This is a genomic window from Wolbachia endosymbiont (group A) of Myopa testacea (assembly GCF_964027115.1).
Taxonomy (GTDB): domain Bacteria; phylum Pseudomonadota; class Alphaproteobacteria; order Rickettsiales; family Anaplasmataceae; genus Wolbachia.
In genome coordinates this window covers 1,106,007-1,126,680 of the sequence record NZ_OZ034729.1, presented here as the reverse complement: position 1 = coordinate 1,126,680, position 20,674 = coordinate 1,106,007, and the positions used below count along the sequence as shown (strand labels likewise).

Annotated in this window: 21 protein-coding genes, 3 tRNA genes and 3 pseudogenes; 9 read left to right on the top strand and 18 right to left on the bottom strand. The window is 35.7% G+C overall.

All coding sequences use genetic code 11. From position 1 onward, the window contains the following. Positions 1 to 3: 3 nt before the first annotated feature. Genes AAGD91_RS05645 through ccmE form a run of 3 tightly spaced genes read left to right on the top strand, consistent with a single transcriptional unit; the run spans position 4 to position 1,236 of the window. Complete coding sequence (locus AAGD91_RS05645) at positions 4 to 726, top strand: biotin--[acetyl-CoA-carboxylase] ligase (RefSeq protein WP_341820927.1); 723 nt, start codon at positions 4 to 6, stop codon at positions 724 to 726. Continuing rightward, on the top strand, positions 723 to 860 hold the full coding sequence (locus tag AAGD91_RS05640) for a hypothetical protein (RefSeq protein WP_182158513.1): 138 nt from the start codon (positions 723 to 725) through the stop codon (positions 858 to 860). Before AAGD91_RS05645 ends, AAGD91_RS05640 begins: the two co-directional genes overlap by 4 nt. Beyond that, positions 844 to 1,236 (top strand): cytochrome c maturation protein CcmE, encoded by a 393-nt coding sequence (gene ccmE, locus AAGD91_RS05635; protein WP_341820926.1) that lies wholly within the window; start codon positions 844 to 846, stop codon positions 1,234 to 1,236. Before AAGD91_RS05640 ends, ccmE begins: the two co-directional genes overlap by 17 nt. A gap of 74 nt (positions 1,237 to 1,310) precedes the next feature. Here ccmE and AAGD91_RS05630 read toward each other — a convergent pair whose 3' ends face one another. From AAGD91_RS05630 to AAGD91_RS05620, 3 genes are all read right to left on the bottom strand, one after another. Beyond that, a complete protein-coding gene (locus AAGD91_RS05630; RefSeq protein WP_341820925.1) occupies positions 1,311 to 1,802 on the bottom strand; it encodes a hypothetical protein in 492 nt (163 codons plus the stop codon). A 41-nt stretch (positions 1,803 to 1,843) separates the two neighbouring features. Next, positions 1,844 to 3,112: a magnesium transporter MgtE N-terminal domain-containing protein gene (locus AAGD91_RS05625; protein WP_341820924.1), complete on the bottom strand. Its 1,269-nt coding sequence runs from the start codon at positions 3,110 to 3,112 to the stop codon at positions 1,844 to 1,846. A gap of 395 nt (positions 3,113 to 3,507) precedes the next feature. Continuing rightward, positions 3,508 to 3,583: transfer RNA gene (locus tag AAGD91_RS05620), tRNA-Ala, on the bottom strand. 434 nt (positions 3,584 to 4,017) lie between these two features. Between AAGD91_RS05620 and AAGD91_RS05615 the strand changes: the two genes are divergently transcribed. Next, positions 4,018 to 4,090: transfer RNA gene (locus tag AAGD91_RS05615), tRNA-Lys, on the top strand. A gap of 19 nt (positions 4,091 to 4,109) precedes the next feature. Beyond that, entirely contained in the window at positions 4,110 to 5,363 is a 1,254-nt protein-coding gene (gene nuoF / locus AAGD91_RS05610; protein ID WP_253309962.1) for an NADH-quinone oxidoreductase subunit NuoF, read from the top strand. 28 nt (positions 5,364 to 5,391) lie between these two features. Here nuoF and infC read toward each other — a convergent pair whose 3' ends face one another. The 3 genes from infC to nuoI form a co-directional block, all read right to left on the bottom strand. After that, positions 5,392 to 5,910, bottom strand: a complete 519-nt coding sequence (infC, locus tag AAGD91_RS05605; protein WP_265032780.1) for a translation initiation factor IF-3 — start codon at positions 5,908 to 5,910, stop codon at positions 5,392 to 5,394. 12 nt (positions 5,911 to 5,922) lie between these two features. Further along, positions 5,923 to 7,824 carry a threonine--tRNA ligase gene (gene thrS, locus AAGD91_RS05600; protein WP_341820923.1) on the bottom strand — a complete coding sequence of 634 codons (1,902 nt, stop codon included), beginning with the start codon at positions 7,822 to 7,824 and terminating at the stop codon, positions 5,923 to 5,925. 185 nt (positions 7,825 to 8,009) lie between these two features. Further along, positions 8,010 to 8,492 (bottom strand): NADH-quinone oxidoreductase subunit NuoI, encoded by a 483-nt coding sequence (nuoI, locus tag AAGD91_RS05595; RefSeq protein WP_038199316.1) that lies wholly within the window; start codon positions 8,490 to 8,492, stop codon positions 8,010 to 8,012. A 213-nt stretch (positions 8,493 to 8,705) separates the two neighbouring features. On the opposite strand from nuoI, the gene mnmE reads away from it, so the two are divergent. The 3 genes from mnmE (at position 8,706) to AAGD91_RS05580 (ending at position 11,363) form a co-directional block, all read left to right on the top strand. Beyond that, positions 8,706 to 10,034 carry a tRNA uridine-5-carboxymethylaminomethyl(34) synthesis GTPase MnmE gene (gene mnmE, locus AAGD91_RS05590; RefSeq protein WP_341820922.1) on the top strand — a complete coding sequence of 443 codons (1,329 nt, stop codon included), beginning with the start codon at positions 8,706 to 8,708 and terminating at the stop codon, positions 10,032 to 10,034. Between the two features lie 47 nt (positions 10,035 to 10,081). Beyond that, positions 10,082 to 10,169 (top strand) — tRNA-Ser (locus AAGD91_RS05585). 177 nt (positions 10,170 to 10,346) lie between these two features. Then, a complete protein-coding gene (locus AAGD91_RS05580; protein WP_341820921.1) occupies positions 10,347 to 11,363 on the top strand; it encodes an NAD(P)/FAD-dependent oxidoreductase in 1,017 nt (338 codons plus the stop codon). A 170-nt stretch (positions 11,364 to 11,533) separates the two neighbouring features. On the opposite strand, the gene AAGD91_RS05575 is transcribed toward AAGD91_RS05580, so the two are convergent. From AAGD91_RS05575 to AAGD91_RS05520, 12 genes and pseudogenes are all read right to left on the bottom strand, one after another. Then, complete coding sequence (locus AAGD91_RS05575; protein ID WP_341820920.1) at positions 11,534 to 12,997, bottom strand: recombinase family protein; 1,464 nt, start codon at positions 12,995 to 12,997, stop codon at positions 11,534 to 11,536. Further along, entirely contained in the window at positions 12,906 to 13,178 is a 273-nt protein-coding gene (locus AAGD91_RS05570; protein ID WP_341820919.1) for a hypothetical protein, read from the bottom strand. Before AAGD91_RS05570 ends, AAGD91_RS05575 begins: the two co-directional genes overlap by 92 nt. Positions 13,179 to 13,390: 212 nt before the next feature. Beyond that, positions 13,391 to 13,945: an ankyrin repeat domain-containing protein gene (locus tag AAGD91_RS05565; protein ID WP_341820830.1), complete on the bottom strand. Its 555-nt coding sequence runs from the start codon at positions 13,943 to 13,945 to the stop codon at positions 13,391 to 13,393. A gap of 194 nt (positions 13,946 to 14,139) precedes the next feature. Then, positions 14,140 to 15,300: a phage tail protein gene (locus AAGD91_RS05560; RefSeq protein WP_341820831.1), complete on the bottom strand. Its 1,161-nt coding sequence runs from the start codon at positions 15,298 to 15,300 to the stop codon at positions 14,140 to 14,142. Further along, positions 15,300 to 16,091 carry a baseplate J/gp47 family protein gene (locus AAGD91_RS05555; protein WP_341820832.1) on the bottom strand — a complete coding sequence of 264 codons (792 nt, stop codon included), beginning with the start codon at positions 16,089 to 16,091 and terminating at the stop codon, positions 15,300 to 15,302. Before AAGD91_RS05555 ends, AAGD91_RS05560 begins: the two co-directional genes overlap by 1 nt. Positions 16,092 to 16,093: 2 nt before the next feature. Next, a complete protein-coding gene (locus AAGD91_RS05550) occupies positions 16,094 to 16,429 on the bottom strand; it encodes a GPW/gp25 family protein (protein ID WP_341820833.1) in 336 nt (111 codons plus the stop codon). A 4-nt stretch (positions 16,430 to 16,433) separates the two neighbouring features. Then, a complete protein-coding gene (locus AAGD91_RS05545) occupies positions 16,434 to 16,688 on the bottom strand; it encodes a PAAR domain-containing protein (RefSeq protein WP_341820834.1) in 255 nt (84 codons plus the stop codon). Between the two features lie 8 nt (positions 16,689 to 16,696). Beyond that, positions 16,697 to 17,160: pseudogene (locus AAGD91_RS05540) on the bottom strand (phage baseplate assembly protein V). Further along, complete coding sequence (locus tag AAGD91_RS05535; protein WP_341820835.1) at positions 17,147 to 17,620, bottom strand: hypothetical protein; 474 nt, start codon at positions 17,618 to 17,620, stop codon at positions 17,147 to 17,149. Before AAGD91_RS05535 ends, AAGD91_RS05540 begins: the two are co-directional and overlap by 14 nt. A gap of 20 nt (positions 17,621 to 17,640) precedes the next feature. Next, complete coding sequence (locus tag AAGD91_RS05530) at positions 17,641 to 18,111, bottom strand: phage tail protein (protein ID WP_341820836.1); 471 nt, start codon at positions 18,109 to 18,111, stop codon at positions 17,641 to 17,643. Further along, positions 18,112 to 18,417: a hypothetical protein gene (locus AAGD91_RS05525; RefSeq protein WP_341820837.1), complete on the bottom strand. Its 306-nt coding sequence runs from the start codon at positions 18,415 to 18,417 to the stop codon at positions 18,112 to 18,114. It lies immediately after the preceding gene. Between the two features lie 102 nt (positions 18,418 to 18,519). Further along, positions 18,520 to 18,828: pseudogene (locus tag AAGD91_RS05520) on the bottom strand (major capsid protein); the annotation flags it as partial. Between the two features lie 164 nt (positions 18,829 to 18,992). Between AAGD91_RS05520 and AAGD91_RS05515 the strand changes: the two are divergent. Beyond that, positions 18,993 to 20,435 (top strand): annotated as a pseudogene (locus AAGD91_RS05515) (IS4 family transposase). Positions 20,436 to 20,674: the final 239 nt, after the last annotated feature.

Sequence of the window (20,674 nt, the reverse complement as noted above, 5' to 3'; positions counted from 1 at the left end):
AAGGTGATCCCTGAGGGCTTTCATATTCATCATTACAAAGAAGTTTCAAGCACTAACGAAGAAGCGTTAGATTTAATTGATAAAGGAATATCAAATGAAACTGTCATTATTGCTGATAAACAAACAGAAGGTAGGGGACGCACTGGAAAAAGCTGGATTTCTCCAGAGGGTAATCTCTATGCGAGTTTGATAATTAACCAAGAAACGGATGTCAGCAAATTGACAGAATTGACTTTTGTTACTGCTCTTGCTGTTGGCAACACGTTACTATCATTTATAAGTGACAGTAACGTTCAACATAAATGGCCAAATGACATTCTAATCGATGGCAAGAAAATAAGTGGAATATTGCTTGAAAAAAGATCCAATTCGAATTGGATCATTATAGGAATTGGAATTAATGTCAATCATGCACCACTTCCAGGAACAACGTGCATTAGCAATTACGGTGAATCTGTGTCTAACATAGATCTGTTAAAGGAATTAATAATAAATTTTAATAAGCTAAGAAAGCAATGGCTATTTGATGGGTTTTATGCTATAAGAGAAATGTGGTTAAAAAAAGCATTCAAAATGAATGAGCAAATCAGTGTAAAGTTAGCTGACAAATTGTATGAAGGAATTTTTGCTGATATAGATAAAAGTGGTAAATTGGTGTTGCAGCAAAAGGATGGAAGCTTAATTTATTTTGATGCAGGTGAGTTATTTATTGATAATGCATTATGAATACATATGTAATTTTTGCTTACCTTATTAGTTTTACGTTGATTACCGGAGAACTGATTTTTACCATTTCTTGCTATACTAAAAGTAAAAAAATTCTAGAAAGCCTGAAAGATAATAATGAAGAAGAAACATAAGCGATTACTTATAACTTCAGGAATTTTCTGCTTTTTAAGCTGCATAGTCTTTTTTATTTTAATAACGCTCAAAGAAAATATCTCATTTTTCTATACAGTAAGTGAGGCAATAGTTTTACCAAATAATCAAAAGCCAATCCGTGTTGGTGGAATGGTCGTTGAAAATAGCGTGATACGCAACGAAAGTGAAGTGATTTTTCAAATGACAGATTTTAATAAGAGCGTTATGGTGAAATATCAGGGAATACTTCCACCAATGTTTTCAGAAAAAAGTGGTGTTGTTGTGCAAGGTAAAATGTTTGATAATAGTACCTTTCTTGCAGATACAGTGTTTGCAAAACATGATGAGAACTATATGCCGAAAGTTTTAAAATAGATTCCCTAATTCAGCTGTATTGAAACGATATGTAGAGAGAGTAACAGCCTGCTAGCAAGCTATTACCTTTTTTATTAAAGCAATCCGTTCTCTTCACCAGTAGCATGAGGTAATATGGGAGCTTCTGCAGTGCTCGGCTGAGCATCACGAAATTCGTCAAACTCAGTTCGAAGATCTTGAAGTCGACTGTTTATTTTACTTGTATTTTCCCCTATATTGGACATAGTTACTGACAGTGGGTTCACTATGCCATCTGTAATTTGACTGCTTAAATTTGTGTTATACTGTTTAATACTTTTCATCAAGCCATCATAAACCCTTTTAAGGTATGTTATACCTACGTTTGTTGTCTTCATTTGCTCTACAGGTATTTTGTCCAGTGGCTGATTTATATCAAAATCTAACTTCTTAATATCAGCATTTTTGTCTTTATTATCAATTTTTATTGAATCTATATTTGGTTTTACAAAATCTGGTTTTGTAAAACTCGGGCCCTTAAGTTCTATTAATTTCTCTTGGTCTGAAATCTTTTCATTAAAATATAATTCTACATTGTTTTTACTCATAATAAGTTACCTACTATAAAAAAATTGATTTTCATAAATTGCTACCATACAAGTAGCATTGAATCGTTATTGTTTTCTACTATTGTAAAATCTGGAGCTTCTGCAATGCCTGGCATATCGCCCTTGATTTGCTTGAGCATCTCAATCATTTCCTCGTTCTGTTTACTCTGCTCGTCAAGTTTCCCTTTTAATGCATCAATAATAGCTTTAGACTGATCTTGATTGCTGAGATCACCAATCACAGCTGTCACTTTCTCATAAGGCAGTTTGTGAATGATGTCTTTAAGCTCTTCTGCGCCTATGTTATCCAAAAGTTCTTTAAACTGCTCATTAGACATATTGCGAGCAAAAGCTTGAAGTTTGTCTGGGTTATCAACTAAAGACTTAATAATCATCTGAATCTTATTAGGATCAGTTAAATCTCGAGCTACTATTGCAAGTTTCTTGTGGTCTAGCTTATTAATTAAATCATGTAATCTATCTCCTTCTAAATTGTGTACTAGGATTGGAAGTCGATCTTTCAACGCTTCATCAAAAAGAGTGTTTAAAATTTTCTCATCTGCATCTTTTATTAATTCTACAAACTGATCATTGCTTATTGTACTGATAATCACCCTGAACTGATCCATTTTTATGTGAGGTAAAATTTCTTTTACTTGGTCTAGATTTAAGTCTTTCACTAGGTTTGTAAGCTGATCTTTATCTAAAAGAGGAACTATTATTTGTAATTTTTCTGGATTTAGTTCCTGAACGAGGGTTTGTAATTGGTGGTTGGTTAGATGATCCACTAAAGCTTGGAATTGTCCATCTGTTAAGTTCTCTGCTAAAACCTGTAGTTGTTTATTTGTTAAGCTCTTTGCTAAAATCTGTAATTTCTCATTATTAAGAATATCGGTAAGAGTCTTTAACTGATTTCCTGTTAAGTTCCTCAAAAAAGTTTCGGCGAACTCATTTGATATTAGTACACTCTTTGGTATCTTAAGTGATGTTATATCTTCTATCACCTTTGCCGTATCATGGTGTGGCATACTGTATTGTAATAACTTCTTGTCAGGTGAATCGATTACATTTCCCTCTTTATCTGAAAAATAATATTTATCGTCATCAATACCTGATTCCTCCCATGTTAAATATTTGCACTTCAATTCTTCTGCTATAAAATTATTATAAGAAGTCTTACCCTCAATGGTCCACCCTAATGATAGTTTAAGCAATCTATCATTGTCATATGCAAATGAATTACTGTTCTCGGAATAACCAGGTGTACCACGGTGAACATATCGATTTTGTTTTTCTTCTACGCAATACATTACTCCGTTCTGAAGAAAACTGTTACATAATCTTATAGATAACTCTAGGTTATTGTCTTCTTCACTGAGTGGTATAAGCTTGACTTTTCTCAGAGATTAAGTATTCTCAATTTGAGAATACTTAGTATACCTACCCATTTCACATGAAAACTTTTGTCCAGGCACCATCTTAAAAACATGTTTTTTTCCACTCATAAGTATTACCTAATAAATTTAATTATAGTTATTCTAACATTTATTGATTAATTTATTGTTAAGTTGATATATATTAGAATTATAATAACAAATATTACTTGTATAGAGAAAAGTTACGAAAAGAAATAGGGATTTTTAGGAAAGTAGATTAAAATAAGCTGTTTTGACAGGTTTTGTGGCGTGCTAGAGCTAATATAGACTGGTGGAGGCAAGCGGGATCGAACCGCTGACCTTCTGCGTGCAAAACAGATGCTCTACCAGCTGAGCTATGCCCCCAATTCTTGCTTAAAGCATAAATCACTCAGGCTGAAATGCAAGAAATATTTATCTGTTATAGCTAAACTAACTTAGATTTACTGACAATTTGAAAAACCGTCATTCCGCTACCTGTTAGCGCCGCGGCGGTATGACGTGTTAGCTATAGGCTATTGCTAAGCATTATAATAGTGCACAAATTCTGCAGGGTATATACAGTTTTCTATTTTTCTTATCTCCTTAGCGTTATACTTCACACCATCCAAATAAATCTGTGAACTGAAAATTAACAAGAAGTTTTCCTTTAAAAATTTTTTAAATTATCCATAGATTTTTTAACTAAATTATCACTAACGCAGTATATTATATAATTTATTTAACCACACATGAAAATTTTAGTTTGATTAAAACGGATAAAAACTGTATTGATGTTTAGTATAGCTGAAAAATGAAATGATCCCGTAGCTCAGCCGGTAGAGCAACTGACTTTTAATCAGTGGGTCACGCGTTCGAATCGCGTCGGGATCACTCACAAATTTTGAAAAACATGCTAAAAGAACAAGACAAAATATTCACCAACCTAAATGGTAAAGAAACTCCACTACTTAAGGGTGCAAAAAAACGTGGTAGCTGGCAAAAAACAAAGGAGTTACTAGATTTAGGATCAGAAAAGATCATTGATGAAGTAAAGAAATCTGGTTTGAGAGGTCGAGGGGGTGCAGGATTTTCCACCGGCCTTAAGTGGAGCTTTATGCCCAAAAATCTCCCAAAAGCATATTTAGTAGTCAATGCAGATGAGTCAGAACCTGGTACATGTAAAGATAGAGATATATTGCGATATGAGCCACATAAGTTACTTGAGGGAATTCTCCTAGCCGGCAAAGCGATCAGCGCATCAGTTGCGTATATTTATATCAGGGGTGAATTTTATAATGAATATTTAGTTCTAAAAAAAGCACTTGAGGAAGCCTATAAAGAAAACTTAATTGGAAAAAATGCCTGCAAATCAGGTTATGATCTTGATGTGTTTATCCATAGGGGTGCAGGAGCTTACATATGTGGGGAAGAAACAGCTCAACTCGAATCAATTGAAGGAAAAAAGGGCTTTCCTCGCATGAAACCTCCATTTCCCGCAGGTGTTGGACTTTTTGGCTGTCCAACCACAATAAACAACGTTGAAACTATAGCCATGGTTCCAGATATTCTAAATCGCGGAGGAGAATGGTTTGCATCTCTTGGTAAACCAAATAATACTGGTACTAAGATTTTTTGTATTTCAGGACATGTAAACAACCCGTGTAATGTTGAAGAAGAGCTCGGAATTCCACTACGTGAATTGATTGAAAAATACGCAGGTGGAGTGCGAGGGGGTTGGGATAATTTACTTGCTGTAATACCTGGTGGGTCTTCAGTGCCATTAATTCCAAAATCTATATGCGATACTATTGAAATGGATTTTGATTCATTAAGAACCGCACAATCAGGGCTTGGTACTGCTGCTGTAATAGTGATGGATAAATCAACTGATATAATAGCTGCAATAGAGAGGTTATCACACTTTTACATGCATGAGTCCTGTGGACAATGCACACCATGCCGTGAAGGTACTGGATGGATGTGGAGGATTATGAAGAGGATGGTGGCAGGAGATATTAAGCCTGATGAAATAGATAAGCTGCTTGACCTTACAACTCAAATAGAAGGACATACAATTTGCGCGCTTGGTGATGCTGCAGCTTGGCCGATTCAAGGATTAATAAGACATTTTCGCCATGTTATCAAAGAGAGAGCGATAATTTAACTCTACTTATACTTCTTAAGCCGTCTTGCTACTTAGCAACCAGAGCTAAAAAATATTGATTCCCTTCTCTTTTAGGTGCCAATTCTACCTTTGCAATATCTTCAGTGTCTCTAATTAGCCGTTCTAATTTTTCCAGTCCGACTTCAGTGTTTATAAGCTCTCTGCCCTTAAATCTCATTGTAACTTTGATTTTATGTCCGTGGGCAAGTAAGTCTCTTGCTTGACGCAATTTTGTTTCGTAGTCGTGATCACCAATATTAGGACCCAGTTTAATTTCTTTTATAGTTAATGTTTTTTGTTTCTTTTTTGCTTCACTTGCTTTCTTTTTTATATCATACTTTTGTTTGCTATAATCCAGAATTTTACATACTGGAGGGGTTGAATCAGGTGCAATTTCCACCAAGTCTAAACCAACACCCTGTGCAAATTCCAAAGCTCGTTCTATTGGCACGATTCCGACCATTTCACCACTATGATCAACTAAGCGTACCTCCTTAGCTGTGATGAATCCATTAATTCTGTTTTTATTGTTCTTTTTAACTTGCAAACTTTAACTCCCTTAATTCAAATTAATACTTTTTAACAGCGATTCAGTAGCCTTTTCCAAAGAAAAAGACTCCTGTCTTTCCGATCCTAAATTTCTTACTGACACAGTTTTACTTGTAACTTCATTTTTGCCTACAATCCACAATATAGGAACCTTGTTTGAACTATGCAAACGTATCTTATAACCAATTTTTTCATTGGTCAAATCAGTCTTGACTCTCACACCTTGTTCTTTTAAAATATTGCTAATTTCTGTGGCGTAACCGTCAGCTTCATTTGTAATAGTCAGAATAGCAAGTTGCGTTGGAGCAAGCCAAACTGGAAATTTTCCTGCATAATTTTCTATCAAAATTCCGATAAAACGCTCAAAAGTCCCAAGAATTGCCCTATGTAACATGACAGGGTGATGCTTGTGCCCATCTGCCCCTATATAAAAAGCTCCCAGACGTTCTGGTAAAATGAAATCAACTTGTAATGTTCCACATTGCCAATTTCTGCCTATTGCGTCTTTCAAAACGAACTCTAACTTTGGACCATAAAATGCACCTTCACCAGGGTTAAGTTTATAACTTAAGCCCGCTTCTTTAACGGCTTCAAGCAGCGCTTTTTCAGCTCTATCCCACACTTCATCATTACCTGCTCTAATATCTGGACGGTCTGAAAATTTCACAGAAATTTCATTGAATCCAAGCTCTGAATATACTTCTTTTAAAAGGTCACAAAACTTTACAGTTTCAGAATTTACTTGTTCTTCCATACAAAAAATGTGTGCATCGTCTTGCGTAAAACCACGCACTCGCATCAGTCCGTGCAATGAGCCTGAGCTTTCATTTCTATGGCATGTGCCAAACTCTGCCATACGTATTGGTAGATCGCGATAGCTTCTGGTGTGAGAATTAAAAATCTGCACATGACAAGGGCAATTCATAGGTTTTATTGCTAGCTTTTTGCTTTCAGATTCATCAACAATAAACATATTTTCACGAAATTTATCCCAATGTCCAGACTTTTCCCACAGCTCTTTGCCTACTAAAATAGGAGTTTTTACCTCAAAATAGCCATTATTTATTAGCTTTTTTCTGATGTAAGACTCAAGAACATTATATAAAATATATCCTTGTTCATGCCAAAAAACCTGCCCGACAGCTTCCTCTTGGATGTGAAATAAATCCATATCCTTGGCAATTTTGCGGTGATCACGTTTCTCTGCTTCTTTGAGACACTCAAGATAAGCGTTTAATTCATCCTTATTTCTCAATGCTGTGCCATATATTCGCTGCAACATTGGGCCCTTTGCATCACCTCGCCAGTATGCACCCGCTACTTTCATAAGTTTAAACGCTTTAACTCTGCCGGTTGATGGTGAGTGCGGACCACGGCATAGGTCTACAAAATCGCCTTGTCTATAAACAGTTAGGTTTTCACTCTCTGATATAGAGGATATAATTTCAACCTTATATTTTTCGCCTATACCACTAAAGAAATCAACTGCCTGCTTGCGAGTCCAAACCTCTCGAACAAATCTGTGATTACTTTTTACAATCTCTTTCATTTTCTTTTCTATTGCAGCAAGATCATCCGTAGTGAAGGTACGATCTGTAGCAAAATCATAGTAAAAACCGTCCTGAATTGTTGGGCCAATAGTAATCTGAGTATTAGGAAATAGCTCTTTCACTGCCTGCGCCATTATATGAGCAGCATCATGCCTTATTATATCTAAACCCGCTTCGTCACTCAGTTGTATCACCTCTATCTCTTCATCAGATTCAATTTCACGTGAGAGATCATACAACTCACCGTTTACTTTCAATGCAACTGCTTCTTTCAAAGCATCCGGTTGTAATATATCAAAGCCAGTGACTCTACCACTGTATTCTTTTACTTTTTGTTCGGTTGAAAAGGTAACTTTTATCATTCATCAGACCTTTTGTCACCCCAGTGCGTGACACTGGGATCCATGTTTCTTTTTTTTCTAGATTCCAGCGTCACGCGCTGGAATGACACCAAAAGGTGAGCTACTGATCTTTCACTTAAATAACAGTTGTACAAGAGATCTATTACATACTTGCTGTAAGAAATTTTAATTGTTGACATACCTAGTTAATAATACGGTCTATTCTTTTTTAACCTGAGTGCAATTGCGTCTTCCCAAACTTCACCATTACGCAATAACTTTTCTTTATTGTACATTAGCTCCTCTCTTGTTTCAGTAGCAAATTCAAAGTTAGGACCCTCCACAATTGCATCAACTGGACATGCCTCTTGGCAAAGTCCGCAGTATATGCATTTTGTCATATCAATATCATAGCGCGTGGTGCGACGACTACCGTCTTCTCTTTCCTCTGCTTCAATAACTATTGCTTGAGCAGGGCAGATAACTTCGCATAATTTACAAGCTATGCATCGTTCTTCACCGTTTGGATACCTACGCAACGCATGCTCACCACGAAACCTTGGACTTAAAGGGCCCTTCTCCATAGGATACCTCAAAGTAACCTTTGGCTTAAACATATATTTTAATGTAATAACAAACCCTTTAATTAACTCTACAAAAGACCAATACCAAGCTAATTTCTTGAGCATAAAATATTTAAAACCTATGTTGATAATTATAAATCATATTATCAGTTTTCAAAATAAATATTTTCACCTGAGTGACCTTTGCAGTTTTTTATATAATGTATTTATTAATATGATATTACTATAAACTAGCAAGATAGATAAAAATTTTGAATATTTTCAAATTAGGTATTTTGGTTTCTTAAGTGTAATATTGCTAAGTAGTTTATATAAATAATGACAAACACAAATGAAACTATTTTCGCTTTATCGACCGTATTGGGTAAGTCAGGAGTTGCAGTAATCAGAATTTCAGGTAACTACGCGCTTAAAGCTTTAAATCATTTTCATATTAAGAAAGAAATTAAACCAAGATTTGCTACTTTAGTTGATCTATATGATGATTCCAATCAATTGATAGATAATGGAATAATCATCTATTTCCCTGCTCCAAACAGTTTCACTGGCGAGAATGTTATAGAGTTACAAGTGCATGGAAGCAAGGCAGTCATAAAAATCATCTTGGAGGAATTATCAAAAATTTTTGTTATGGCCAGGCCTGGAGAATTCTCACTTAGGGCTTTTCTAAATGGTAAATTTGACTTAACGCAAATAGAAGGGATTGCAGACTTAATTGATGCTGAGACGAAAATGCAAGCTAAACAAGCGATTAAGCAGATATCGGGAGAATTGGAGAGACTATACAGCAATTGGAGGCAAAGATTAATAACGATACAATCCAAAATCGAAGCATATATAGACTTTCCAGAGGACATTTGGGCAGAAAAAAGTGAATTGAAAAAAATTAATAATGAAGTGCAATCTCTCGTGCAGTTGATACAAGAGCATTTAAATGATAATAGACGGGGCGAAAGGTTGCGTGAGGGTTTACATATTGTAATAACTGGTGAACCAAATGTCGGTAAATCAACTCTGTTTAATTTCTTAGCCAAGCGTGATATTGCTATTGTTTCTGAATATGCAGGCACAACAAGAGACGTGCTTGAAGCTCATATTGACATTGGCGGATACCCAATCATTCTCTCTGATACTGCTGGAATTCGTGAGAGTTCAGACCCGATAGAATCAGAAGGCATAAGTCGAGCAAAAAAGAGGTCTTTTGAAGCTGATCTAAGAATAGAACTATTTCCTTTTGAACAACGTTATAATATCAATTGCAACGTTGTAAATAGCGATACTATTTATGTATTGAGCAAAGCTGACGATGCAATTAATGACAGAAATATACTGATTGGCGGTGTAGATTTTCTACCTATTTCTATTTTAAAGGGAATAGGTACAAACAAGTTGATCTCTCTCATAAAAAAGAAGGCAGAGGAAAAATTTGGGCATGATAGAGACACTTCTGTGATTACTCGGCAAAGACATAGGAGTCACATGCAGAAAGCACTGGAACATTTACAACGTTTTAATATCGATAATCCAATTGAGTTGATATCTGAAGATTTGAGGCTTGCTGCATTTGAACTTGGTGCGGTGATTGGAATTATTAATGTTGAGGAAATATTGAGTAGTGTGTTTAGCAACTTTTGCGTGGGCAAGTAAAGCTTTTATAGATTGCTTAAAATCAAATGTTGTGATAGAAAAGAAATGGACGGATGGCCGAGCGGTTTAAGGCACCAGTCTTGAAAACTGACGTACGTGATGAGCGTACCATGGGTTCGAATCCCATTCCGTCCGCACGCTACTTTTAGCATCCCGCTATGTTAGCTGATTTTTAGAGCTTATTTGGACTATTTGGTTCATAACGCTGGAAATCTTATCTAATCTAGCCACATCTTTTAAAAATACATCCCTTTGTAAATTGACCTTATTAGCGAAGAAAGCTAATATCTATAAATAGATTACCATCTGAATATGAAAACCGATATAGTAATAATAGGTGCAGGGCCTATTGGAATATTCACTGCTTTTCAAGCGGGAATGCTTGATATGAGATGTCATATAATAGATGTTTTGGATCAAGCAGGAGGACAATGCACAGCTCTTTACCCAGAAAAGCCAATATATGATATACCTGGTTATCCTGTAATTACTGCCCAAAAATTAATTGAGCAATTAATGGAGCAAGCTTCACCATTTGAGCCTGTTTACCATTTAAGTCAAAAAGTGGAAAAGATTTCGAATAACTGTGATCAAAGCTTTACTATCATAACTAACACAGGTACAGAGGTAAAATGTAAGGCTGTTATTGTTGCTGCAGGTAACGGAATGTTTGAACCTAACCGTCCACCCTTAAGTGGTATATTAGAATATGAAAATCAATCTGTATTTTACAGTGTAAATAAAATTTCTGATTTTCAGGACAAAACTATAGTCATTGCAGGGGGGGGTGATTCTGCAGCTGATTGGACTGTAGAACTTTCTAAAGTTGCAAAGAAAATTTATGTGATACATAGAAGAAAGGAATTTCGCTGCACTCCTGAAACTAGAAATAAATTAGAATCACTTGAAAATGATGGAAAGATAGAACTGGTAGTGCCATATCAATTACACGAACTAGCAGGAGGTAATGGGCAGTTGAGCGCAGTGATAGTAAAAAACATTGCCTCTAAGGAAGAAAAAGAAATATCCGCTGATTCTTTGCTGCCATTTTTTGGATTGTCAATGAATCTTGGTCCAATAAACAGTTGGTGTATAGAGTTAGAATATGGCCGCATAATTGTCGACCCAGCTACACTTAGAACCAGTAGAGATAGAATATATGCAATCGGAGATATAGCTACTTATTCAGGCAAACTAAAGTTAATATTAAGTGGTTTTGCCGAGAGTGCCATGGCTTGTTATGACATATACAAAGTAATCCGCAACTCTCCAGTCAATTTTCAATACTCGACTTCAAATGGAATTCACGGGAAAGAAAAACTTACTTGACACCCTTCGCCAGCCCCCTTATCATGACGTGTAGTACAATGATACAAATTAAGAATTCCCCCATCCTGCGCTGGTTCTTCGATCTGAAATCCTACTTCTACCTGATCACGACCAATGTTAATTTGTCCTATTAATGCTTTAATAATGCCGCGCTTAGTTTGCCAATCTAGCTATTCCAGGTTCGATTTTACACTAGAATAAAAATTCTTTATGCTATTTATAATAAGACTTATTCCTTTTTCTACTGCCTTCTGATCAACTACCTTTTTTTTCTCTTCTTCTATCCCTTGTAAGCGTTCTTTCATTTTTCTCATTGTCTGTTTAAATTCTTCCTCGCTTATATATCCTTTCTTTCCTGCATTTTCTTGACTATAATAATCTTCCATTAATTTTTCGATACCTTCTTTTATTTGATTTTCTCTTCTTGCAAACTTTTTCTCTGATGATTCATCATTTTTATTTTCTAATACTCTACGTTGGTATTCCTTTTTTATCATCTCTGGGTTTTTTAGTACATCTTTCACCTTTTCCCATACAGCTATTTCTAACATATCTGCTCGGACTAATTTATTGTTACATTTTTCCTCATCATCAGTAATGCGTACTATACTACTACAGCGATAATAGCTATACGTTTTTTCCCCATCCCTATGATGCACACCACTATACGTACTTTTGCAGTTTTGACATATAGTTAGACCTTGTAGTAGATTTATCTCTTTCCTTTTCTGTATTCTTGCTCTTTTTCTATTTTCATCCAGTTGCTTTTGTACTTTATTAAATAATCCTTCATCAACTATCTTTGGTACTGGTATATAAATCCAACTTTTTTCATCTGTACGATAAACAGAAACATTTTTTACCTTTTGTTTACTTTTTTTTCTTGATATTCTTTCAACCCTTTTTAACTTACCAAACGCTGCTCGTCCCACATATGCAGTATTTCTTAGTATCTTCCAAATTACTATTATACGCCAAACCTTCTTTCCAGTTCTTGTTCTAATTGACATATCTTTTAGTCTACGTATAGCTTCCCTTATACTTATTCTTTCTTGTCCTATCCACATGAACAGTTGCTTTACTATTTTTGCCTCCTCTTCATTTATTTCAAATTTTGTCTTTTCTCTATCTGCATGCTTCACACGTTTATAACCAAAAGGCGCAATACCAATTACACTTATACAACCTTTCCTTGCTCTATGGAGTTTTCCTCTTCGACTACGTTCCATAATAATTGTACTTTCACGTTCTGATAATAATCCTTTCATTCCTAGCAATAATTTAGAATCTGGATTATTTTCAACCTTATAATCTAAGAATATTACTTCTACTCCTGCTTTCTCAAATTCATCAAGTAATATCATCTGGTGTGCAGATTTCCTTGACAACCGGTCAGGTGAATGAATATAAATTTTATCAATTTCACCTTCTGCTACTTTGTCACGTAACGCATCTAAACTTTCACGCTCTAAAATCCACCCACTAGCACCATTGTCCTTAAATTCATACTTATCTAATAACTCATATTTATCCGCAACAATTCTACACTTGAGCTCGGCAATTTGGCTCTCTATTGTATTGTTCTGCGCTTGTTTCTTCGATGAAACTCTCGCATATAATGCTACTGTTGTCATTTTCTTTCACCTCCTTTTCATTGGTTCTTTTTACCGCATATCTTAGTAACAGCTTGTAAGCGTCTGCTAGATGTTGCTCTGCTAACTCATCAGGCTCATATCGACAAGTTACAGTTAATACCTTTTTTCTCATTGTTTCTCCTGTAAATATTTTTATAGTTCGGGCACTCCTTTTTTCCATAAATCCATTACTCTTCCGAAAAAGACGCAACTGTTAACCTTCGTTTTGTTTTACTTTTATGCACAATTTTGGAAACACATAGCTGCATCCGCTATCTTTCATCAATTGAGCACTCTCCCAAATCATTAAATAATTGTGCCTTTTCCCTCAGCTCTGCCAACGGTTTTCTCTCTAATGACAACACCTCCTTTTCCACCATTTCCTTCCTTTTCTCAATCAACTTCCATAACCTTCTGCTTCGCTACTAACTCTCTCATTATTTCCTCACTATTTGCCACATATGCTAGATCTATTGGTGTATATCCTTTTTGGTCTCTCGCATTTACTTCTCCTCCTCCCTCTAATATTGCTCTCACGTTCCCTATTTCCCTCATAAATACTGCTTCATGTAGGGGGGTCCTTCCTATGTAGTTCCCAGTATTAACATTTGACCCTGCTTTTATTAACTCCCTTACCGTCTCTTCATATCCCATTAGGCTCGCATAATGTAATGCCGTATTTCTCTTACCGTTTCTAGCATTTACATATGCTCCTTCTTCCAACAGTACTTTTACATTCTCTACCTTTCCATAGAATGCTGCTAGGTGTAATGGTGTTTCTCCGCTATTGTTTTCTATATTTACTTTTGCTCCCTTTCTTATTAGTAACTTTATATCAGAAAGGTATGCTGCTAAATGCAACACAGTGTTACCATCTTCTCCTCTCTCATCTATTTTTCTAAATGAATTCTCCTTTAATTTTTCCAGTCTTTTATTTAAATTGAACATTTTAGTTACCCCACTATAAAAACATACATAAAGTCGCCAATTTGGCTCACTTCAGTGCAAGATCAATTTCTTATGTTTACCTACACCTACCTAATTTATAGCTGTTTTGGCATGGAAAAGTAACTTCTTTTTTTCAAAAAACACACATTTTTACCGAATGTTAATGTAATATATGAAGATATAAATATAAGTATTTAGCGTATTAAACATATAACTTGCGTCTCTTCCCAACTTCTGTTTAAATGACGACGTTCGTGCCATGTTAGTACACCTGGGTAAAACACTAAAATGTAATTTTCCGGTTCATGTATTGCATCCTTTTGTTTTGAATCTAAATCGCTTTCATAATGAATATTGTGTTCTGCTAAACTATATCTTGTAATCCTCTGACCAGTAAAATTCTCTACCTTGTAATGATGAGTAACGCTAAATCTTTCTAAAATTGGCTTGTACTTTAAGTTCCACAGTTCTTCAGACAGTTTACTACTTCCTAGTAAAAATTTACTTCCTTTTTCTTCCACACCACCAACTGGAAAACATGCGTTTATTTTTCCTAAACTCCAACTGTCCGATAATACTATCTGCGCTTTAGCAAACTTAATCTCAGGTAATAAGCTCTGTGGTAGAGGATATAACGTTTTTAAATTATTCCACTGATGACTTCTTTCATAAATACCGTTATAATTCTTTGTGTGAGGCTCGGTTTCTCCAAGGATTGCTACATCTAGCCTATACAGATCATTACTTAATGCCTGCTCATAATGATCGCGTAGATAGTTTTCTACAATCCTAATAACTGGACCATGAGACATGAAAAAATTTACTCTTCCAAATGACAACACTGGCCTATCTTTTTCTATTTTTACCCCTGAATAATCCGATAACAAACTGCAAAAAAAACTTTCATCTAAAATAAATCTTCCAATATTATAGTGGTCATTGAAAAGCCTCATTAGCTGTGATCTTGCAGGTAATGATAGTTTTGCTAGTTCTACTACTGCATCAACAAAGAAGTCTTTTGGAACATCTTTTATCCCTATCTGTAATTCAAAAAAGTGTTCTCCGGGTGGCTCTTCAATAATTGTAATATCTTCTATATTTGCCCATTTTAATGCTATTTTTAGTAACGCTGGTGTTCCTCTTAAACGCTGAAATTCTACCCCTTCTTTTATCGCTCTTCTTTTCTCTTTTGCCCAACGCAGAATCTCTTCTAACCCATATTCCTCTATTATCCACGGCAATACTTTTTCCCCTGGGCTAAATTTAAATCCTTTTACACAGCTTGGGTTTACTTTGTAATCGATTCCATCAATCAGCGCTTTTTCTTGCTTTGTTGCGTTTGGTGGTAATAGCATTAATTCAACTCAACATTTAAACTTTTTAAGAAAGCACACTCATTCCCCAGTACCACAACATGCTCTCTTGGCTCGATTAATTCCACGTTTTCTACCCCATCCACAAACAGGTTGGCTATAATCCATGATTTCGTTACTTTCCATCCTAATCTTTTCGTTGTTTCAAATTTTTCTATAAATTGCTTCTTCACCGTTTCAATAATATCTGGTCTTTTAATGCTAATTTTACTGTGGATATCTATTTCTATAATATTGCAACTTACCACTTCAATTGTATCTGTTAAAATCCTCACATCCTCCCTGTTTAGCTGATTTCTGACAATTTCTAGTAATTCTTCTGGGGGTATGCCAGTTGTGGATAATTCTGTGGATAAGATTGAAACTTGTACTTTTCCTGGTACATGTGATTCTACTAATGCATCTTTTACTCTCGTATCTGCTGATAATGCATAATACCGATAATTTCCTCCTGTTGACCAGCCAACTATCTTTGCTTTAATCCTTTTCCTAAAACGTTCGTCATCTTCTTCTTTTTCTCTTTCAACTCCGTAAAATTCAGCTAAATTATCAAGATCGTTTCCCGTCGCAAACTTAAGTAAATTACTTTTTACCGCTTCGTTTATTCTTTGTCTCACCAAAAGCTCTCTCCAGGCTGCCACTTCCAAAATCTTTATTGCTGGATCATTTTCTACCAATGCTGTGAAACTTGAGTCTCGACGTATCAACTCCTCCTTCATACGTGAAAAGATTTCTTCGAAGTTCAGTGGCTCAATAATGTTAGGCTGCTCCATCTTTATACCACAACTCCATCAAAGCGAATCTTTTCCCCATTTGGTAGATAAATCCCATCCAAAGAAATTGTGACTTTCCCTTCTTTTACCTCTGTAATTTTTACCTTTTCCAGTTTGAGCCTCTTTTCCCATTTCTGCAATGCCTCAGCGGTTGCTGCGTAAATTTCTAATGTAAAATCACGATTTACTGGCTTATCTACTAATTCAAATAATCGAGAACCATACTCTCTTCTCATAATACGTGATCCAATAGGAGTGGTTAAAATATCAGTAATTGATTGTTTTAAATGTTCCAAATCTTCTAATTCCTTACCTGTTTCAGCACTCATTCCCTTCATATCTTTATCCAGAAAAAACGCTGCTACTTCCGCTCATTACCTTAAATCCACAGGAAACTGTATCTCCAACTCTTCCTATACCATGACCATTTGCAAACACTGTTTTTGACCCTTGTGCCATTACCTTACCTTCTGTAAAACTATCTCCTTGCCGACAAACTGGTCTTCCGTTTACAAATATATCTCTGCTTCCACTTATACAAAAATGCGGCAACGCTTCCCCGCAGTGATCTCCTAGGCATATAACTGATTTATTCATTCCTTTTTCTAATTTAGATTTATTCTTTGTGCCTTAAGTTTTATTCCATCCTTTGTCATCTCTACGCTTGATCCTTCTACTTTCAACGTTATTTTATCTACTACATCAATCTCAAGATGATGATTCTCCTTGTCGTACGATAATTTTGTTCCATCTTTAAATACTACACTACTTACTTCTTTTTTACTTTCCGGAGGAGGATACTTTTGCTGATATATTGCCGGTAACACCACCCCTAATGACAACTCTCCAAATGGCGATAATACCATCACCTGCTCATCAATATCTGGGGAAAACCAACTTCTATCTTCTCCCGTTCTTGTTGTTATCCACGGCAACCAATCGGTCAAAATTCTCCTATTTTTACCCGCACTCTCGCTTTTTCATAGTCTACTTCTTTAACTAGACCTATACGAATAATGTTCGCTAGCCTTCTATTTAGCTCTGCAATGGCAAAATTATGGTCCAACATTTTCCCCTACACTGATGATATGCGGTATAATACCAGTTTCTAACCACATTGATTGACCTATATGTAGCTCATGAGTCCACTCCACTAACCACACAAGGTATGCATCCAACTCTGGCTTAAAATCGTCTACTTCCGCTGATAAAAACTCTCCAGGTGCAATATTTTTCACGTTCCAAGTATTTTTACTTACAACCCTTGCAACTTCCGCTGCCAGTGACCTTACCACTACCTGAGAATCTTCAACTGTTCCATCAACTACAATTCTCGCTTCAAATCTTGCCCTCAACGCTAATTCCTCAGTCCCCGGATCTTTTCCTGGCTCTAAACTCACAAGCTCTACAAACACTGCTGGCGCTATTATTTCCCGACGTTCTGTTGGATACATTTCGCACGTTTGTATTGCTGGGATTTCTTCCCTGAGCTTATTACAGATTGCTTGATATAAATTTCCCCAGAACATTATTTCATATAACTCATTTGCTAATCAAAATACTTCTCAAATACTCTTTCTACTTCATTATCAACTAACTCTTTCATTATTTCCCGAGCTTGCGTGTTTACTTTAATTTCATCTATTGGTAACGGTGTCATGTACCTTCTTTTGAATATTCCTATATGACCATTTTTCATTGTTGCTATAAATGCTCCTTCATACGTACGGCTTCCTACCTTTGCTCCTATCTTTGTCTGTTTTATACTCCCAAGTTTTGCTACTCCTATCCACTGCGAACTCAGCTTCACTACTGACCATAAACGCTTTCTATTTGCTTTATCCACACTTAACTTTTTTCTCATTGCTTTTTTTGGTATTTGTTTTGCTTGTTTGACAGTTTGCGATCTTACCCATAGTACTGTTTTGTTTAATGCACTCACCGCTGCTTTTTCCACTTTTTTCCTTTCAGCATCTATACTTTGTATAATACTACCGGTAACTTCAACGTTAATACGCATTCACACCCCCGATGCTTGAATTTTCCACAATACTCCTGAATTGTCCCTAAGCGGCAGTGAATGTACTTTGTATCTACGGTTACCAATAACAAAAGTATCTCCTACCATTGGCTTTAATACATCAAACACACTTACTTCTAAAGTCAAAATTTCTCCTACAAATTGTCCTTCACCAATTCCATATAATTTATCTGGCTGTTGTTTTAATACCTGTACCATGTATGACTTATCCCTTGATTCATACAAAGCTTGCTCTCCCAGATGTGTAAAACAATCTGCAAATAATCTTTTTATTTTTTCTTGCATATTTTACCTTTATGCACTAATCTCTACATGGACGCTAAGAAGGGGCATACTGGTAGAGCATTCTCATGCCTCACCACTTTTATAGTTGCTCTACCAGTATTGTTATGCTGCAACGACTTTGATTAATGTTCCTGGAAGATGGCACATTGGTAAAGGATTTGACTGAGTATGTAAATCGGTCCCTCTATCAAATCTTCTTGGCTCTTGTTTTGCATATAATGGCTGTCCTAGGGTATTTACCGTCTCATTAAAGTCCGCTGGCGCAAAGTAAGTAGTAAATGTGCTTGCTGTTCCTAGTGAAAAATAATGTCCTGTATCTTTTTCTATAAACCTTCTCACAATTCCTTCAGGATCGGTTGCTTGTCCTCTGTACTCCTCAAATGTTATTCCACAGAACGTAAATCCTGATCGTTCGGTAAAAGTCATAGTCCTATCCCCCTTGATTGAGTTTTACTTCTATAACTCCCCCGCAAGAACCTTACTATTACCCATAAATCTAAAAATGGAGAAAAAGCTGCTATTTTACTAATTCAACTTTCTATTATAAATAGATCTATGGTCTAAAAATGGAATATATGATGAAAAGAACTATAAATACCTCAACTGGCGAATGGGCAGAAAGTGAATTTGGAATTGTTAATTTTGGTGATATAAGATTAAGTAAAAGGCTTCTAAAAATAGTTAATAGTTTTGCTGAATCGCCTGAGCGTTCAATAAATCAAGTTTGTGAAGAGTGGCATCAAAGTAAAGCAGCTTATAGATTTTTCCAAAACGATGCCGTTTCTGAAAGAAAGATATTAGACAGTCATATAATTAAAACTGTTGAAAGAGCTAAAGAATACTCAACTATCTTAGCTATCCAGGACACGAGTTATATTTCATATAAAAATCATAAAAAGACCGAAGGGTTAGGGATTATAGCAGCAAGATTAACATCTAAAACAACTAATTTTAAAACCCATGATGCATACAACGTTTGCAGTTACAACAGAAGGACTACCTATAGGATTATTGGATCAAAAAATTAGTACTAGACCTTCCTTAGCTGAAGACCTAAAGGAGTTGAAAAGAAGAAGCCATAATACTGCTCTTCCCATAGAAGAGAAAGAAAGCATACGGTAGATAGCATCACTTAAAGACTCTACTAAACATCCTGGATTAAAGGATGTTAAGGTAGTTACCGTTTGTGATAGAGAAGCAGATATTTATGATTTATTTGAAGTTGCTTCCACTAATCAATCTCTTTTTGTAGTAAGAGGAAATCAAAACAGAACAGTAAACAAGAAGTCGACTTATTCTGAAAAAGGTGGTGAAAGATTGTGGGATTTGATGAATCGCATGTCTTGTCAAGGAGAAATTCAAGTCTGCTCGCGATAACAAACCTCAAAGAACAACAGTTTTAGAAGTAAGGTTTAGTAACTTTGTGATGAATGCATCAAAAAACAACGCTAGACGTAAAACCCAAAAACTTCCTAATTTAAATTTAAATGCTGTCTATGTTATAGAAAAATATCCCCCATTTGGCAAAGAGCCCATGAACTGGATTTTGTTAACAAATATAAATATTAATAATTTTGAAGAAGCAGTAGAAAAAATACAATGGTATTGCTTAAGATGGAGAATAGAGGTTTTTCATAAAATTTTGAAATCCGGTCTTAAAGTTGAAGAATGTAGGCTCCAAACAGCAGATAGATTGATCCGCTTTCTTACAATTGTGAGTATAATTGCATGGAGAATATTTTTTATCACATTGGTAGCTAGCGAATCTTTCTTGCACTGTCATACTGACTGATGACGAATGGAAGGTTTTATATACCAAAATGCTTAAGACAAAAAACTATCCTGAGACTCCACCACCTATAAGAGAAATTGTGAGGTGGGTGGCCAAGTTAGGAGGGTTTTTAGCTCGCAAAAATGACTTAGAACCAGGCCCTATAGCTTTGTGGAAGGGATGGAAACGTCTCTTTGATTTAGCAGAAGGATGGAGACTTGCTCATGAATTCTATACTTGTGGGTAATAGTAAGTTGTTAGCGGGATCTAGAGATACTGCGGCGGTATGACGTGTTGCTTGGGTCAGCTATACCTTTTTTCTACTTAGTTTGGGTTATGCAAGAAGTCTATTATAATCAGGCTTTAAGTGTGCGGAAGTAATTTTTTGCATTAGAGTAAAAAATTTTTTCTATAGCTAATCAAAGTGGGATCAAGAGAAACTTACCACTTTCTTTACAAAGGGTTTGATGTTACCATTTGATGAAC